Below are 15,871 nucleotides of genomic sequence, written 5' to 3' on the forward strand. Positions count from 1 at the left end.
GTGATCGCCGCCGTCAGCGACGTCTTGCCGTGGTCGACGTGGCCGATCGTGCCAACGTTGCAGTGCGGCTTGTTCCGCTCGAACTTTGCCTTCGCCATGGGGTGGTCTCTCCGTTTCTCAATCGTTCCAGCGGTCTTCAGGCCACCTTGGCGCGGACGCCGTCCGCGATGGCCTGTGGCACCGGCTCATAATGGTCGAACTGCATGCTGTACTGCGCGCGGCCCTGACTCATGGAGCGCAGGGAGTTCACATAGCCGAACATGGCCGCCAAGGGAACCAGTCCCGTGACGATTCGCGCGTTCCCGCGCTGGTCCATGCCGGTGATCTGTCCGCGGCGACCGTTCAGATCGCCGATGACGTCGCCCATATAGTCGTCCGGCGTGATGATTTCGACCCGCATCAGCGGTTCCAACAGCGCCGGAGCGGCTTTTGTCATGGCCTCGCGGAAGGCGGTCCGCGCCGCCAGTTCGAAGGCAAGCGGCGAGGAGTCGACGTCGTGCGCCTCGCCGCCGGTCAAGGTCACCTTGACGTCGACCACCGGGTAACCGGCGACGACGCCGGCGTCCTTCGCGGCCTCCAGCCCCTTCTGCACACCGGCGACGAACTCGCGAGGCAACCCGGCGGCACGGTTCTCGAACACGAAGCCGGCGCCACGGTCCAGCGCCTCCAGCTTCAAGGTCACACGCGCGAATTGGGCGCGGTCGCCGGTCTGGCGGGCATGGACATGGTCGATCTCCGCCGAGCGCAGCACGGTCTCGCGGTAGGCGACTTTCGGCGCACCAACGGCGGCATCGACGCGGAACTCGCGCTTCATGCGGTCGACGATGATGTCGAGATGCAGTTCGCCCATGCCGCGGATCACCGTTTGACCGCTCTCGCGATCCACCGAGACCTGCAGCGAGGGATCCTCGTGGCCGAGGCGGTTCAGCGCCGCCGCCATCTTCTCGTGGTCTGCGTCGGTGCGTGGCTCCACCACGATCTCGATCACCGGCTCCGGGACGTCCAGGCGTTCCAGCACGATGGGCTTGCCGGGATCGCAGAGGGTATCGCCGGTCGCGGTGTGCTCCAGTCCGGCGAAAGCCACGATGTCGCCGGTATGGGCGTGCTCGATGTCTTCGCGGCTGTTTGCGTGCATCAACAGCATGCGGCCGATCTTCTCGCGCTCACCCTTCACCGGGTTGAGCAGCGAATCACCGACGCTCGCGGTGCCGGAATAAATGCGGCAGAAGGTGAGCGTTCCGACATAGGGGTCGTTCATCACCTTGAAGGCGAGGCCCGAGAACGGCGCGCTGTCGTTGGCCGCGCGTTCCTCCGACCGGTCGCCGCCGACGGCATGGCCCGTCACCGCACCGATGTCGTTCGGCGCCGGCAGATAGTGGACCACCGCGTCGAGCATCGGTTGGATGCCCTTGTTACGGAAGGCCGATCCGCAGAGCACCGGGACAACGGCATTGGAGATCGTGCCCTTGCGGATCAGCGCGCGCACGGCATCGGGCGCAGGCTCCTCGCCGCGCTCCAGGTAGGCGGCCATTGCCGCCTCATCGAGATCGAGCACGGCCTCCAGCAGCGCCTGACGGGCGCTTGCGGCCGGTCCGGCCAGAGTCTCGGGAATGTCGGTATGTTCAAACTCGGCGCCGAGCGTCTCGGCCTTCCAGATCGTGGCGCGCATCGCGACCAGATCGACGACGCCGGAGAAGCCGGCCTCAACGCCGATGGGAAGCTGCAGGACCAGCGGCTTGACGCCCAGCCGGTCGGCCATCATGGCGACACAGCGGTCGAAATCGGCGCCGACGCGGTCCATCTTATTGACGAAGGCCATGCGCGGCACGCCGTACTTGTCGGCCTGCCGCCACACGGTCTCGGTCTGGGGCTCGACACCCGCAACCGCGTCGAAGATGGCAACGGCGCCATCCAGGACACGCAAGGACCGCTCGACCTCGATGGTGAAATCCACGTGGCCGGGCGTGTCGATGATGTTGATGCGGTGGTCGCGCCAGAAACAGGTCGTGGCCGCCGAGGTGATGGTGATGCCCCGTTCCTGCTCCTGCTCCATCCAATCCATGACGGCAGTGCCGTCATTGACCTCGCCCATGCGATAGGACTTGCCGGTATAGAACAGGATGCGCTCGGTCGTCGTCGTCTTGCCGGCATCGATGTGAGCCATGATGCCGATGTTGCGGTAACGGTCGAGGGCGTGCGAACGGGGCATGCAAAATCACCAGGACAGGCGTGAACCTTACCAGCGGTAGTGCGAGAACGCCTTGTTGGCTTCCGCCATGCGGTGCGTATCTTCGCGCTTCTTCACGGCGGTGCCGCGCTGGCTGGCAGCATCGAGCAACTCACCCGACAGACGCTCGGTCATGGTGTTTTCCGAGCGGGCGCGGGCGGCGCTGATCAGCCAACGGATGGCGAGAGCCTGGGCGCGGTCCGAACGGACCTCGACCGGAACCTGATAGGTCGCACCACCGACGCGGCGGCTGCGGACTTCCAGGTGCGGCTTCACGTTGGCGAGGGCGTCGTGGAAGACCTGAACGGGGTCGTTCTTGGTCTTGACCTCGATACGACCCAGCGCACCGTAGACGATGCCTTCGGCGGCCGACTTCTTGCCGTCCAGCATCAGGCAGTTCATGAACTTCGTCAGGACGCGGTCGCCGTACTTGGCGTCCGGCAGGACTTCACGCTTCTCGGCGCGATGACGACGGGACATCGTGAGTTCTCCTTACTTCGGACGCTTCGCGCCGTACTTCGAACGGCGCTGCTTACGATCCTTGACGCCCTGGGTATCCAGCGTGCCGCGAATGATGTGATAGCGAACGCCGGGAAGATCCTTCACACGACCGCCGCGGATCATGACCACCGAGTGTTCCTGGAGGTTGTGGCCCTCACCAGGGATGTAGCTCGTCACCTCGAAGCCGTTCGTCAGACGAACGCGGGCAACCTTACGGAGCGCCGAGTTCGGCTTCTTCGGGGTGGTGGTGTAAACGCGAGTGCAGACGCCACGCTTCTGCGGGCAAGCCTCCATCGCGGGAACCTTGTTGCGCGCGGCCAACGGCTCGCGCGGCTTACGGATCAACTGGTTGATCGTCGGCATATCTGCCCTTCATCCCTTCAAGATCACTCGGCCGGACGAGCCGGACGAAGCAAAAGCCCGCCTGCGAAACGTTGCCGTTCCGAGCGGGCTGAATGAGCGAAAGCCGATCGGAGGACTCCGATCGGCGGGATCGGTGGATTCAAGCGGACACACGGAGAGCCCCGGTGTCCTTTGAAGTTCGCGGACTTTAGGGAAAGGCCAACAGAGAGTCAAGGACGGTCTTGCGCCTTCGGAACGCACCTCGTGACGACCGGCAGCGCCGAAAGAAAAAGGGCGCGTCCCTTGCGGAACGCGCCCCCATCCCTACTCGGTCGGCCCGACGGATCAGGCCGCGGAGCTTTCCTCGCCCGGGGTCGGCAGCGCCGGAGTTTCCTCCGGAGCGCCGGCCTCCAGGGCCGCTTCGCGGTCACGCTCGGCGGCGATCAGCTTCAGGCGGTTCACCACGGAGCCAGTGCCGGCCGGGATCAGACGGCCGACGATGACGTTCTCCTTCAGGCCCTCCAGGTTGTCGACCTTGCCGCCGACGGCCGCTTCCGTGAGGACGCGGGTGGTTTCCTGGAACGACGCGGCCGAGATGAAGGAGCGCGTCTGCAGGCTGGCCTTGGTGATGCCCTGGAGAACCGGGTGACCGTGGGCCGGCTGCAGCCCCTCGGCAACCGTCTTCTCGTTCTCTTCGTCGAACTCCTGACGGTCGACCTGCTCGCCCACCAGGAAGGTGGTCTCGCCGGCGTCGGTGATCTCGACCTTCTGCAGCATCTGGCGAACGATCACCTCGATGTGCTTGTCGTTGATCTTCACGCCCTGCAGTCGATAGACGTCCTGGATTTCGTTGATCAGGTAGTCGGCCAAAGCCTCCACACCCATCACCGCCAGGATGTCGTGCGGCACCGGGTTGCCGTCCATCAGCAGATCGCCGCGTTCGACATAGTCACCCTCCTGCACGGAGATGTGCTTGCCCTTCGGGATCAGATACTCCTTCTCGTCACCGCTCTCGTCGTTGCGGACGACGATGCGGCGCTTGGTCTTGTAGTCCTTACCGAATTCGACGCGGCCGCTCATCTCCGAGATGATGGCGAAGTCCTTCGGACGACGCGCCTCGAACAGCTCGGCCACGCGCGGCAGACCACCGGTGATGTCACGGGTCTTGGACGACTCGCGCGGGATACGCGCCAGCACGTCGCCGGCCCGGACCTCTGCACCGTTCTCCACCGACAGGATGGCGTCCACCGACATGAAGTAGCGGGCTTCCAGTCCGTTCGGCAGGGTGATCAGCTCGCCCCGCTCGTCCACCAGCGCGATGCGCGGCTTCAGATCGGCACCGCGCGGCTGCTGGCGCCAGTCGACCACCACCTTGGAGCTGATGCCCGTCGCCTCGTCCATCACCTCGCGCATGGAGATGCCTTCCACGAGGTCGATGTAGCGGGCGGTACCGGCACGCTCGGTGATGATCGGCAGGGTGTAGGGGTCCCACTCGGCCAGCTTGGCGCCGCGCTCGACCTTCACACCCTCGTCCGCCAGCAGCTTGGCACCATACGGCACGCGGTGACGCGCCCGCTCGCGGCCCTGCTCGTCGAGCAGGATCACTTCGGTGCTGCGGCCCATGACGACCGGGATGCCCGAGGAGTTCATGACGACGTTGCGGTTGTTGATCCGCACCGTCGCGTCGAACGCCGCCTCGATCTGGCTCTGCTCCGCACCGCGCTGCGCCGCACCACCGATGTGGAAGGTACGCATCGTCAGCTGGGTGCCCGGCTCGCCGATCGACTGAGCCGCGATGACGCCGACCGCCTCGCCGGTGTTGACCAGCGTGCCGCGGGCCAGATCACGGCCGTAGCACTTGGCGCAGACGCCGTCGCGGGTCTCGCAGGTCAGGACCGAGCGAATCTTGACCGAGTCGATGCCCGACCGCTCGATGCGGTCGACCGTCGGCTCGTCGATCAGGCCGCCGTCCTCGACGATCAGCTCGCCGTTCAGCGGGTCGATCACGGCGCCGACCACGGTGCGGCCGAGGATGCGATCGCCCAGCGGGCTGATGACTTCACCGCCGTCGATCACCGCCTTCACGGTGATGCCGCGCTCGGTGCCGCAATCATGCTCGACGATGATGGCGTCCTGCGCCACGTCGACCAGACGACGGGTCAGGTAACCGGAGTTCGCCGTCTTCAAGGCGGTGTCGGCCAGACCCTTGCGGGCGCCGTGGGTGGAGTTGAAGTACTCCAGCACGGTCAGGCCTTCCTTGAAGTTCGAGATGATCGGCGTCTCGATGATCTCGCCCGACGGCTTGGCCATCAGGCCGCGCATGCCGGCCAGCTGACGGATCTGCGCGGCGGAACCACGCGCACCGGAGTGAGCCATCATGTACACCGAGTTGACCGGCTTGCCGGCTTCGGTGGTCGAGATCGCCTTCATCATCTCGGAGGCGACCTTTTCGGTGCATTCCGACCAGACGTCGACGACCTTGTTGTACTTCTCGCCCTGCGTGATCAGGCCGTCGAGATACTGCTGCTCGAACTCCTTCACCCGCTCCTTCGACTCGTTGACCAGCTTCTCCTTGGCGGCGGGGATGACCATGTCGTCCTTGCCGAAGGAAATGCCGGCGCGGCAGGCGTGACCGAAGCCGAGCTTCATCAGGCGATCGGCGAAGATCACCGTCTCCTTCTGACCGCAATGGCGGTAGACGGCGTCGATGACGTTGCCGACGTCCTTCTTGGTCAGAACGCGGTTGATCAGCGAGAAGGGCACCTTCGGGTGACGCGGCAGCAACTCCGACAGGAGCATGCGGCCCGGCGTCGTCTCGACGATGCTGATCAGCTCGTTGCCCTCGTCGTCAACGCCGACGTAGCGCGCCTTGATCTTCGCATGGATCGACAGGACCTTGGCGTTCAGCGCCTGCTCGATTTCCGAGACATTGGCGAACACCATGCCCTCGCCCTTCTCGCTCGGGCGGTCCATGGAGATGTAGTAGATGCCGAGCACGATGTCCTGCGACGGGACGATGATCGGCTTGCCGTTGGCGGGCGACAGGATGTTGTTGGTCGACATCATCAGGACGCGCGCTTCCAGCTGGGCCTCGAGGCTCAGGGGCACGTGCACGGCCATCTGGTCGCCGTCGAAGTCGGCGTTGAAGGCGGTGCAGACCAGCGGGTGCAGCTGGATCGCCTTGCCTTCGATCAGCGTCGGCTCGAACGCCTGGATGCCGAGACGGTGCAGCGTCGGCGCCCGGTTCAGCATCACCGGATGCTCGCGGATGACCTCTTCCAGGATGTCCCACACCTCGGGACGTTCCTTTTCCACCATCCGCTTAGCGGCTTTGATGGTGGAGGCGAGGCCGTACAGCTCCAGCTTGGCGTAGATGAAGGGCTTGAACAGCTCCAGCGCCATCTTCTTCGGCAGGCCGCACTGGTGCAGCTTCAGCTCCGGACCGACGACGATGACCGAACGGCCCGAGTAGTCGACGCGCTTGCCGAGCAGGTTCTGACGGAAGCGGCCCTGCTTGCCCTTCAGCATGTCGGACAGCGACTTCAGCGGACGCTTGTTGGCGCCGGTGATGACGCGACCACGGCGGCCGTTGTCGAACAGAGCGTCGACGGCCTCCTGCAGCATGCGCTTCTCGTTGCGGACGATGATGTCCGGCGCCTTCAGCTCGATCAGCCGCTTCAGACGGTTGTTGCGGTTGATGACGCGGCGGTACAGGTCGTTCAGGTCGGACGTGGCGAAGCGGCCGCCGTCCAGCGGGACCAGCGGACGCAGTTCGGGCGGGATCACCGGAATGACTTCCAGGATCATCCACTCCGGACGCGACTGCGAGGCCAGGAAGGCGTCGATCAGCTTCAGGCGCTTGACCAGCTTCTTGCGCTTGGCTTCGGAGTTGGTGTCGCGCAGATCCTCACGGCAGCGCTTCTTCTCCTCGTCGAGGTCGAGCGCGGACAGCATGATGCGCAGCGCTTCGGCACCGATCGACGCGGTGAAGGCGTCCTCGCCGTACTCGTCCTGGGCGTTCAGGTACTCTTCCTCGTTCAGCAGCGAATGCAGCTTCAGCGGGGTGAGGCCCGGCTCGATGACGACGTAGTTTTCGAAATAGAGGATGCGCTCCAGATCCTTGAGCGTCATGTCGAGCAGCAGACCGATGCGGCTCGGCAGCGACTTCAGGAACCAGATGTGCGCGACGGGAGACGCCAGTTCGATATGGCCCATGCGCTCGCGCCGGACCTTCGACAGCGTAACCTCGACGCCGCACTTCTCGCAGATGATGCCGCGATACTTCATGCGCTTGTACTTGCCGCACAAGCACTCGTAGTCCTTGATCGGGCCGAAGATGCGGGCGCAGAACAGGCCGTCGCGCTCCGGCTTGAAGGTGCGGTAGTTGATGGTTTCCGGCTTCTTGATCTCGCCGTAGGACCAGGACCGGATCCGCTCGGGGCTCGCGATCTGGATGCGGATCTGATCGAAGCTCTGCGGCCCCTGGACCTGGCCGAAAATGTTCATCAACTCATTCATGACCGTCTCCCGCTGGCATCGCCGCGTTGTCGGTTAAGGGCAGTGCATGACCCCGGAGCGGTGCTCGCACCGTTCCGGGGTTTGGTCACGTCAAATCGGCTCAGTAGGACCGCTGGTTCAGTTCGACGTTAAGGCCGAGCGAGCGCAGCTCCTTGACCAGCACGTTGAACGACTCCGGAATGCCGGCCTCGAAGTTGTCGTCGCCGCGGACGATGGCCTCGTAGACCTTGGTGCGGCCGGACACGTCGTCCGACTTCACCGTCAGCATTTCCTGCAGCGTGTAGGCGGCGCCGTAGGCTTCCAGCGCCCAGACCTCCATCTCACCGAAGCGCTGACCGCCGAACTGGGCCTTACCGCCCAGCGGCTGCTGCGTGACCAGCGAGTAGGGGCCGATCGACCGGGCGTGGATCTTGTCGTCCACCAAATGGTGCAGCTTCAGCATGTAGATGTAGCCGACGGTGACCTTGCGGTCGAAGGTTTCGCCGGTCCGGCCGTCCACCAGCGTCGACTGGCCCGACCGGTCGAAACCGGCACGCTCCAGATGGACGCAGATGTCCTCCTCGCGGGCGCCGTCGAAGACCGGCGTCGCGAAGGGCACGCCCTTGCGCAGGTTGCCGCCCAGCTCCAGCAGCTCGCCGTCGGTCATGTCGGCGATGTCCTCGTTGTAGGTCACCTCGCCGTACGCCGACTTCAGCGTGCTGCGCAGGGCCTCCAGCTGGGGAGCGCCTTCCGCCTTCTGGCGGATCGCCAGACGGTACTGGTCGACCGCGCGGCCGATCTGCTTGCCGAGACCCGAGGCCGCCCAACCGAGGTGGGTTTCCAGGATCTGACCGACGTTCATGCGCGACGGCACGCCCAGCGGGTTCAGCACCAGATCGACCGGGGTGCCGTCCTCAAGGTACGGCATGTCCTCCTGCGGGATGATGCGCGAGACGACACCCTTGTTGCCGTGACGGCCGGCCATCTTGTCGCCCGGCTGCAGCTTGCGCTTCACCGCGACGAAGACCTTGACCATCTTCATGACGCCCGGCGGCAGCTCGTCACCGCGCTGCAGCTTGTCGACCTTGTTCTCGAAGCGGTCCTGCAGGGCCTTGATCGAGTCGTCGAACACCTTGGCCAGGTTCTCGACGGTCTCCATCACCTGCTCGTCGGCGATGGCGATCTGGCGCCACAGGCCCTTCGACAGGCCGGCCAGAACCTCCTCGGTCAGGACCGTGCCACCCTTCATGCCCTTCGGGCCGGACTGCGCGGTCTGGCCGAGCAGCACTTCCTTCAGGCGGGTGTAGAAGCTGCGCTCCAGAATGCCGCGCTCGTCGTCGCGGTCCTTGGCCAGCTTCTCGATCTCGGCGCGTTCGATGGCGAGTGCGCGCTCGTCCTTGTCGACACCGCGGCGGCTGAACACACGGACCTCGACGATGGTGCCGACGACGCCCGGCGGCAGGCGCAGCGAGGTGTCGCGGACATCCGAAGCCTTCTCGCCGAAGATGGCGCGCAGCAGCTTCTCTTCCGGCGTCATCGGGCTTTCGCCCTTCGGCGTCACCTTGCCGACCAGAATATCGCCCGGACGGACTTCGGCGCCGATGTAGACGATGCCGGCCTCGTCGAGGTTCTTCAGAGCTTCCTCACCCACGTTCGGAATGTCGCGGGTGATTTCCTCCTGGCCCAGCTTGGTGTCGCGGGCCATGACCTCGAACTCCTCGATGTGGATCGAGGTGAAGACGTCGTCCTTGACGATGCGCTCGTTGATGAGGATCGAGTCCTCGAAGTTGTAGCCGTTCCACGGCATGAACGCGACGAGCACGTTCCGGCCGAGCGCCAGCTCACCCAGGTCGGTCGACGGACCGTCGGCCACGATGTCGCCAGCGTTCACCCGGTCGCCCACCTTCACCAGCGGACGCTGGGTGATGCAGGTGTTCTGGTTGGAACGCTGGAACTTCAGCAGGTTGTAGATGTCGACGCCCGGCGCCGTGCTGTCCGAGCTGTCGGTGGCGCGGACGACGATGCGGGTGGCGTCAACCTGGTCGACGATGCCGGAACGCTTGGCGACGATGGTCACGCCGCTGTCGCGGGCGACGGTCGCCTCCATGCCGGTGCCGACCAGCGGCGCGTCGGCCTTCACCAACGGCACCGCCTGACGCTGCATGTTCGAGCCCATCAGCGCGCGGTTGGCGTCGTCGTTCTCCAGGAACGGGATCAGCGCCGCGGCGACGGACACCAGCTGCTTCGGCGACACGTCGATCAGGTCGATCGCCTCGGGCCGGAACATCAGGTATTCACCGCCCTGGCGGCAGGACACCAGATCGGCGGCGAAGCTGTTGTCGGGGTTCAACTCGGCGTTCGCCTGGGCGACGACGTAGCGGCCCTCCTCCATCGCCGACAGATAGACCACCTCGTTGGTGACCTTGCCGTCGATGACCTTGCGGTAGGGGCTCTCGATGAAGCCGTACTGGTTCACGCGGGCGTAGGTCGCCAGCGAGTTGATCAGACCGATGTTCGGACCTTCCGGCGTCTCAATCGGGCAGATGCGGCCATAGTGCGTCGGGTGCACGTCGCGCACCTCGAAGCCGGCGCGCTCGCGGGTCAGACCGCCCGGGCCGAGAGCCGAGAGACGACGCTTGTGCGTGATCTCGGACAGCGGGTTGGTCTGGTCCATGAACTGCGACAGCTGCGACGAGCCGAAGAACTCGCGCACGGCGGCGGCCGCCGGCTTCGCGTTGATCAGGTCGTGCGGCATCACCGTGTCGATCTCGACCGAGCTCATACGCTCGCGGATCGCACGTTCCATGCGCAGCAGGCCGACGCGGTACTGGTTCTCCATCAGCTCGCCGACCGAGCGGACGCGGCGGTTGCCGAGATGGTCGATGTCGTCGATTTCGCCGCGGCCGTCCTTCAGGTTCACCAGAACCTTCAGGATCTCCAGGATGTCCTCCTTGCGGAGAACGCGCATCTGGTCGTCGGTCTGGAAGTTCAGGCGCGCGTTCATCTTCACGCGGCCCACGGCCGACAGGTCGTAGCGCTCGCTGTCGAAGAACAGGCCCGAGAACAGCGCCTCGGCCGATTCCAGGGTCGGCGGCTCGCCCGGACGCATGACGCGGTAGATGTCGATCAGGGCATCTTCGCGGCTGGCATTGCGGTCCGCATTCATGGTGTTGCGGATGTAGGCGCCGACGTTCAGATGGTCGATCGCCAGCACCGGCAGCTCGTCGACGCCGGTCTTCTCCAGCTTGTCGAGGTCGCTCGCCGACAGCTCGTCACCGGCTTCGAACAGGACTTCGCCCGTGCGCTCGTTGATGATGTCGACGGCGAGGTAGCGGCCGGTCAGCTCCTCGGTGGAGACCTGCTGCTCGGTCAGGCCGGCTTCGACCAGCTTCTTGATGACGCGCGGGGTCATCTTGGTGCCGGCCTCGGCGACGATGGCGCCGGTGGAGGCGTCCACGAGGTCCGAAATCAGCTTGACGCCCTTCATCCGCTCGGCGCTGAACGGGGTCTTCCAACCGCCGGCCGAGCGCGTGTAGGTGATGGTGTCGTAGAAGTAGTTGAGGATCTCTTCCTTGGCCATGCCCTGCGCCTCGTAGGGCAGCAGGTCCTTGCGGTTGGCCTTGCGCTCGGCGCGCAGCGCCTCGGTCTCCGCGCCGTCCAGAGCGAACAGCAGCGTGGTGGCCGGCAGCTTGCGGCGGCGGTCGATGCGGACGTAGACGAGATCCTTGGCGTCGAACTCGAAGTCGAGCCAGGAACCGCGATAGGGAATGACGCGGGCGGCGAACAGATACTTGCCCGACGCGTGGGTCTTGCCCTTGTCATGGTCGAAGAAGACGCCCGGCGAGCGGTGCATCTGCGAGACGATGACGCGTTCGGTGCCGTTGATGACGAAGGTGCCGTTGGCCGTCATCAGGGGCATGTCGCCCATGTAGACGTCCTGCTCCTTGATGTCGCGGATCGAACGGAGGCCGGTATCCTCCTCGACGTCGAACACGGACAGGCGCAGGGTCACCTTCAGCGGGGCGGCGAAGGTCATGCCACGCTGCTGGCACTCCTCGACGTCGTACTTCGGCTGCTCAAGCTCGTACTTGACGAAATCCAGCACCGCGCGGTCGGAGAAGTCCTTGATCGGGAAGACCGACTTGAACACTTCCTGCAGGCCCAGGTTCGCCCGCTTTTCCGGGGCGATGTCCATTTGCAGGAAGTGGTCGTAGGAGCTGCGCTGCACCTCGATGAGGTTGGGCATCTGGGTGACTTCCGGGATGCGCCCGAAGCTCTTCCGAACACGTTTACGACCCGTAAAGGATTTGGCCATGGATGTCCCCAAACGTCTGTACGTGATGCGCGTTATACCGACCGTTCAACCGACCGCAGGGTCAAGCCGACTGGTGTCGACCGGTCCCGAGGGCGCCCGCGCGGGCCATCCCCATGATGGGGACGGAAAGAGCCGGGCCGGGCAAGCCCGGTCCGGCGGAAGGCAGAAAACGCCGTGCGGCGGCAGGTTCCCTGGGGAACCGACCGCCGTCCGGCGTGGAACTGTATGATCCGTAACGCAACAAGGTCTTACTTAATATCGACCTTGGCGCCGGCCTCTTCAAGCTGCTTCTTGATCTTGGCGGCCTCGTCCTTCGTGGCGCCTTCCTTGACCGGCTTCGGAGCGCCCTCGACCAGGTCCTTGGCTTCCTTCAGGCCCAGGCCGGTGATCGCACGGACTTCCTTAATCACGTTGATCTTCTTGTCGCCGGCATCGGCGAGGATCACCGTGAACTCGGTCTGCTCTTCGGCCGGAGCGGCAGCGGCAGCGGCCGGGCCAGCGGCGGCAACGGCCACCGGAGCGGCGGCGGAGACGCCCCACTTCTCTTCGAGGAGCTTCGACAGCTCGGCGGCTTCCAGGACGGTCAGGGCCGACAGATCGTCGACGAGCTTCTGCAGATCAGCCATGTTACTACTCCAAACGACTTGAGTTCTGGGGATGGAAAAAAACGAGTGAGTCGAGCCGGCCTTGCGGGCCAGCTCAGGCTGCCTCGTCGTCCTTCTTCGCGTAGGCAGCAAGCACGCGGGCGACCTGGCCACCCGGAGCCTGGAGAACACCGGCGATACGGGTCGCCGGGGTCTGGATCATGCCCACGAGGCGGCCACGCAGTTCGTCCAGCGACGGGAGCGAGGCGAGGGCCTTGACCCCCTCCGCGTCCAGAATCTGGGTGCCGAGGCTGGCGCCGACGATCTTGAGCTTCTCGTTGGTCTTCGCGTAGTCGGCCACCACCTTGGCAGCCGCAACGGGATCCTTCGAGTAGGCGATCGCCGTCGGTCCCTTGAAGAGACCGTCCAGACCTTCGAACTGCGTCCCCTGAAGGGAACGACGGGCGAGCCGGTTCTTCGTCACTTTGAAGCTGGCGCCAGCAGCCCGAACCTTCGCACGCAGGTCGGTGACTTCCTTCACCGTCAGGCCCAGATGGTGGGTGACCACCACCAGGCCCGTGTCCTGGAGCTTCGATTGCAGAGCCGCGATCGTCGCTTCTTTTTGTGTACGATCCACGGATCGCCTCCTTGCACAGAGGTTTACATGAACCCCCTGCCCTTGCGGGCGGGAGGTCCGGCGAACCTGTCCCAGAAGTTCAAGCCGTTCCTGATCCGGTGGACCCGCCTTGACGGGGTCCGGAATGGTCAACGGGTTCAACTCCTGTCTGCGCCGGTGAATTTTAAGCCCTCACCTTCCGGAGAAGGGGCGGACACCTGCGGTCTCGGACAGGGGTGGGTGGCGTTCCGCCGGGGCAAGCCCCCTTGGATCATCCACCCGGTCGTCGCCGGCACCCGAAGGCACCGGCGGCGAAAGACGGTCGATTACGCCGCGGCGCCGGCCGCAGCCGACACGCTGGTGAGATCGAGCTTCAGGCCCGGGCCCATCGTCGACGAGAGCGAGACCTTCAGCAGGTACTGGCCCTTGGCGCCGGTCGGCTTGGCACGGGTGATGGCATCGACGAAGGCGCGGATGTTCTGGACCAGCGCCTCTTCCGAGAAGCTGACCTTGCCGACGCCGGCGTGGACGATACCGGTCTTCTCCGCACGGAACTCCACCGCGCCGGCCTTGGCGGCCTTCACGGCGCCGGCGACGTCGGGGGTCACGGTGCCCAGCTTCGGGTTCGGCATCAGGCCGCGCGGGCCGAGCACCTTACCGAGCTTGCCGACCACGCCCATCATGTCGGGCGAGGCGATGCAGCGGTCGAAGTTGATGTTGCCGGCCAGGATCTGTTCGGCGAGATCGTCGCCGCCGACCACGTCGGCGCCGGCGGCCAGAGCCTCATCGACCTTGGCGCCACGGGCGAACACCGCCACGCGGACGGTCTTGCCGGTGCCGTTCGGCAGATTCACGACGCCGCGGACCATCTGGTCGGCGTGGCGCGGATCGATGCCGAGGTTCATCGCGATTTCGATGGTCTCGTCGAACTTGGCCTTGGCGGCACCCTTGACCAGGGTGACGGCCTCTTCCAGCGAGTAGAAGTTGTCGCGGTTGACGCTCTTGTAGGCGTCGGTCAGACGCTTGCCCAGCTTCGCCATAGGATCAGCCCTCCACCACTTCGAGGCCCATCGAGCGGGCGGAACCGGCGATCATGGTCGCGGCGGCTTCGACGTCGTGCGCGTTCAGGTCGACCATCTTCTTCTGGGCGATCTCGCGGATCTGCGAGGTCGTGACCTGGCCGACGAAACCGCCCTTGCCGGGGGTCGTCGAGCCCTTGTCCTTGCCCGAAGCCTTCTTGAGGAAGTAGCTGACCGGCGGGGTCTTGGTCACGAAGGTGAAGGTGCGGTCGCCGTAGGCGGTGATGACCACGGGAATCGGCATGCCGACTTCCAGGTCCGCCGTCTTGGCGTTGAACGCCTTGCAGAACTCCATGATGTTCAGACCGCGCTGACCGAGCGCCGGGCCGATGGGCGGCGACGGGTTCGCCTTGCCGGCCGGAACCTGCAGCTTGATGTAACCGACGATTTTCTTCGCCATCTCACAACCTCCTGGGACGACGCCTCACGCCTGTGACCGGATGGTCCGGCGCGGCGTCGCGGGGTTTTGCGGTTCGGCCATGGCGAGCCTCCCGCAACAGAATGGAGCCACCGATGCAAGCACCGGCAGCTCCGACACGAAAAACTGTGGAACCTTGCGCTTAGATCTTTTCGACCTGCGTGTATTCCAGTTCGACCGGCGTGGAGCGGCCGAAGATCGACACCGCCACCTTGAGGCGGGACTTCTCTTCGTCGACTTCCTCGACGACGCCATTGAACGAGGTGAAGGGACCGTCGCTCACTCGCACCTGCTCGCCCACCTCGAAGGTGATCGAGGGCTTGGGGCGCTCAAAGCCTTCCTGCACCTGATGGATGATCCGCTCGGCCTCCCGCTGGGAAATCGGCTGCGGCTTGCCGCCACCGCCCAGGAAGTCCGTAACCTTCGGCGTGTTCTTCACCAGCGACCAGGATTCGTCGGTCAGGTCCATCTTGACGAGGACATAGCCAGGGAAGAACTTGCGTTCCGTGTTGATCTTGGAACCCCGGCGCACTTCGACCACTTCTTCGGTCGGGACCAGGATTTCCTCGAACTTGTCTTCCAGACCCTTCTGAGCCGCCTTCTCGCGGATGGCCTGGGCGACCTTTTTCTCGAAACCCGAATAGACGTGAACGACGTACCAGCGCGCTGCCATGTCTTAGCCTCCCAGCCCAAGGATCAAGCGAACGGCAACCGCCAGCACCTGATCGACGACGAGGAAGAACAGGGCGGCGAGCACGACCATGACGAACACCATGGCGGTCGTGATGCCGGTTTCCTTGCGGGTCGGCCAGGTGACCCTGGCTACCTCGCGGCGGACCTCGCGCGCGAATTCTGCGGGATTGACTTTAGCCATCGTGCGAACCGTGCGAGCTCCGGAGCGACTGTGAGGGCGCCGCTTTTACCCTAAACCGTTATTGGGACGGGATGGCAGGAGTGGAGGGGATCGAACCCCCAACCCCCGGTTTTGGAGACCGGTGCTCTACCAATTGAGCTACACTCCTATCTCCGTCCGGCCACACCTTTCGGCGTGGGACGCCGCTTAAAGCATTCTTTAGGCGGCGGTGTCAAGTCCTTTCGACCTGACTTTCGGAATAACTTTTTAGAACGGCTTTCCGGAAGCCCAACCGTACTCTTCAGCCAGATAAAACTCCCCCGCCGGACCGAAGCCTGGCAGGGGAGGCAGGCTTATAACATCACTCGACGATCTTGGCAACGACGCCGGCGCCGACGGTGCGGCCGCCTTCGCGGATGGCGAAGCGCAGGCCTTCGTC

13 protein-coding genes and 1 tRNA gene are annotated in these 15,871 nt (G+C 64.8%); all 14 read right to left on the reverse strand.

The features are described 5' to 3' along the window. Positions 1-98, reverse strand: a 98-nt coding sequence (locus tag TSO5_RS02965) for a GTP-binding protein (protein WP_146203664.1), incomplete at its 3' end; no start/stop codon positions are given. Positions 99-136: 38 nt separating this feature from the next. Next, positions 137-2,209: an elongation factor G gene (gene fusA, locus TSO5_RS02970; protein WP_109150174.1), complete on the reverse strand. Its 2,073-nt coding sequence runs from the start codon at positions 2,207-2,209 to the stop codon at positions 137-139. A gap of 27 nt (positions 2,210-2,236) precedes the next feature. After that, positions 2,237-2,707 carry a 30S ribosomal protein S7 gene (rpsG, locus tag TSO5_RS02975; protein ID WP_012973202.1) on the reverse strand — a complete coding sequence of 157 codons (471 nt, stop codon included), beginning with the start codon at positions 2,705-2,707 and terminating at the stop codon, positions 2,237-2,239. 12 nt (positions 2,708-2,719) lie between these two features. Beyond that, positions 2,720-3,091 (reverse strand): 30S ribosomal protein S12, encoded by a 372-nt coding sequence (gene rpsL / locus TSO5_RS02980; RefSeq protein ID WP_012973201.1) that lies wholly within the window; start codon positions 3,089-3,091, stop codon positions 2,720-2,722. A 324-nt stretch (positions 3,092-3,415) separates the two neighbouring features. Next, positions 3,416-7,588 carry a DNA-directed RNA polymerase subunit beta' gene (gene rpoC / locus TSO5_RS02985; RefSeq protein ID WP_109150175.1) on the reverse strand — a complete coding sequence of 1,391 codons (4,173 nt, stop codon included), beginning with the start codon at positions 7,586-7,588 and terminating at the stop codon, positions 3,416-3,418. 100 nt (positions 7,589-7,688) lie between these two features. Continuing rightward, entirely contained in the window at positions 7,689-11,882 is a 4,194-nt protein-coding gene (gene rpoB, locus TSO5_RS02990) for a DNA-directed RNA polymerase subunit beta (RefSeq protein WP_109150176.1), read from the reverse strand. Positions 11,883-12,130: 248 nt separating this feature from the next. Further along, on the reverse strand, positions 12,131-12,508 hold the full coding sequence (rplL, locus tag TSO5_RS02995) for a 50S ribosomal protein L7/L12 (protein WP_014246882.1): 378 nt from the start codon (positions 12,506-12,508) through the stop codon (positions 12,131-12,133). Positions 12,509-12,581: 73 nt separating this feature from the next. Then, positions 12,582-13,103: a 50S ribosomal protein L10 gene (gene rplJ, locus TSO5_RS03000; RefSeq protein WP_109150177.1), complete on the reverse strand. Its 522-nt coding sequence runs from the start codon at positions 13,101-13,103 to the stop codon at positions 12,582-12,584. Positions 13,104-13,408: 305 nt separating this feature from the next. Further along, positions 13,409-14,122 carry a 50S ribosomal protein L1 gene (rplA, locus tag TSO5_RS03005; RefSeq protein WP_109150178.1) on the reverse strand — a complete coding sequence of 238 codons (714 nt, stop codon included), beginning with the start codon at positions 14,120-14,122 and terminating at the stop codon, positions 13,409-13,411. A 4-nt stretch (positions 14,123-14,126) separates the two neighbouring features. Next, positions 14,127-14,561, reverse strand: coding sequence for a 50S ribosomal protein L11 (gene rplK, locus TSO5_RS03010; RefSeq protein WP_109150179.1), 435 nt, complete (start codon positions 14,559-14,561; stop codon positions 14,127-14,129). A gap of 160 nt (positions 14,562-14,721) precedes the next feature. Beyond that, the gene (nusG, locus tag TSO5_RS03015) at positions 14,722-15,252 is read right to left on the reverse strand and encodes a transcription termination/antitermination protein NusG (protein ID WP_014246877.1); all 531 of its coding nucleotides are present in this window, start codon (positions 15,250-15,252) and stop codon (positions 14,722-14,724) included. Between the two features lie 3 nt (positions 15,253-15,255). After that, positions 15,256-15,453, reverse strand: a complete 198-nt coding sequence (gene secE / locus TSO5_RS03020) for a preprotein translocase subunit SecE (RefSeq protein ID WP_014246876.1) — start codon at positions 15,451-15,453, stop codon at positions 15,256-15,258. A gap of 72 nt (positions 15,454-15,525) precedes the next feature. Beyond that, positions 15,526-15,601, reverse strand: a tRNA-Trp gene (locus TSO5_RS03025). 192 nt (positions 15,602-15,793) lie between these two features. Further along, positions 15,794-15,871, reverse strand: a 78-nt coding sequence (locus TSO5_RS03030) for a hypothetical protein (RefSeq protein ID WP_199228834.1), incomplete at its 5' end; no start/stop codon positions are given.

This window comes from Azospirillum sp. TSO5 (genome assembly GCF_003116065.1).
GTDB lineage: Bacteria > Pseudomonadota > Alphaproteobacteria > Azospirillales > Azospirillaceae > Azospirillum.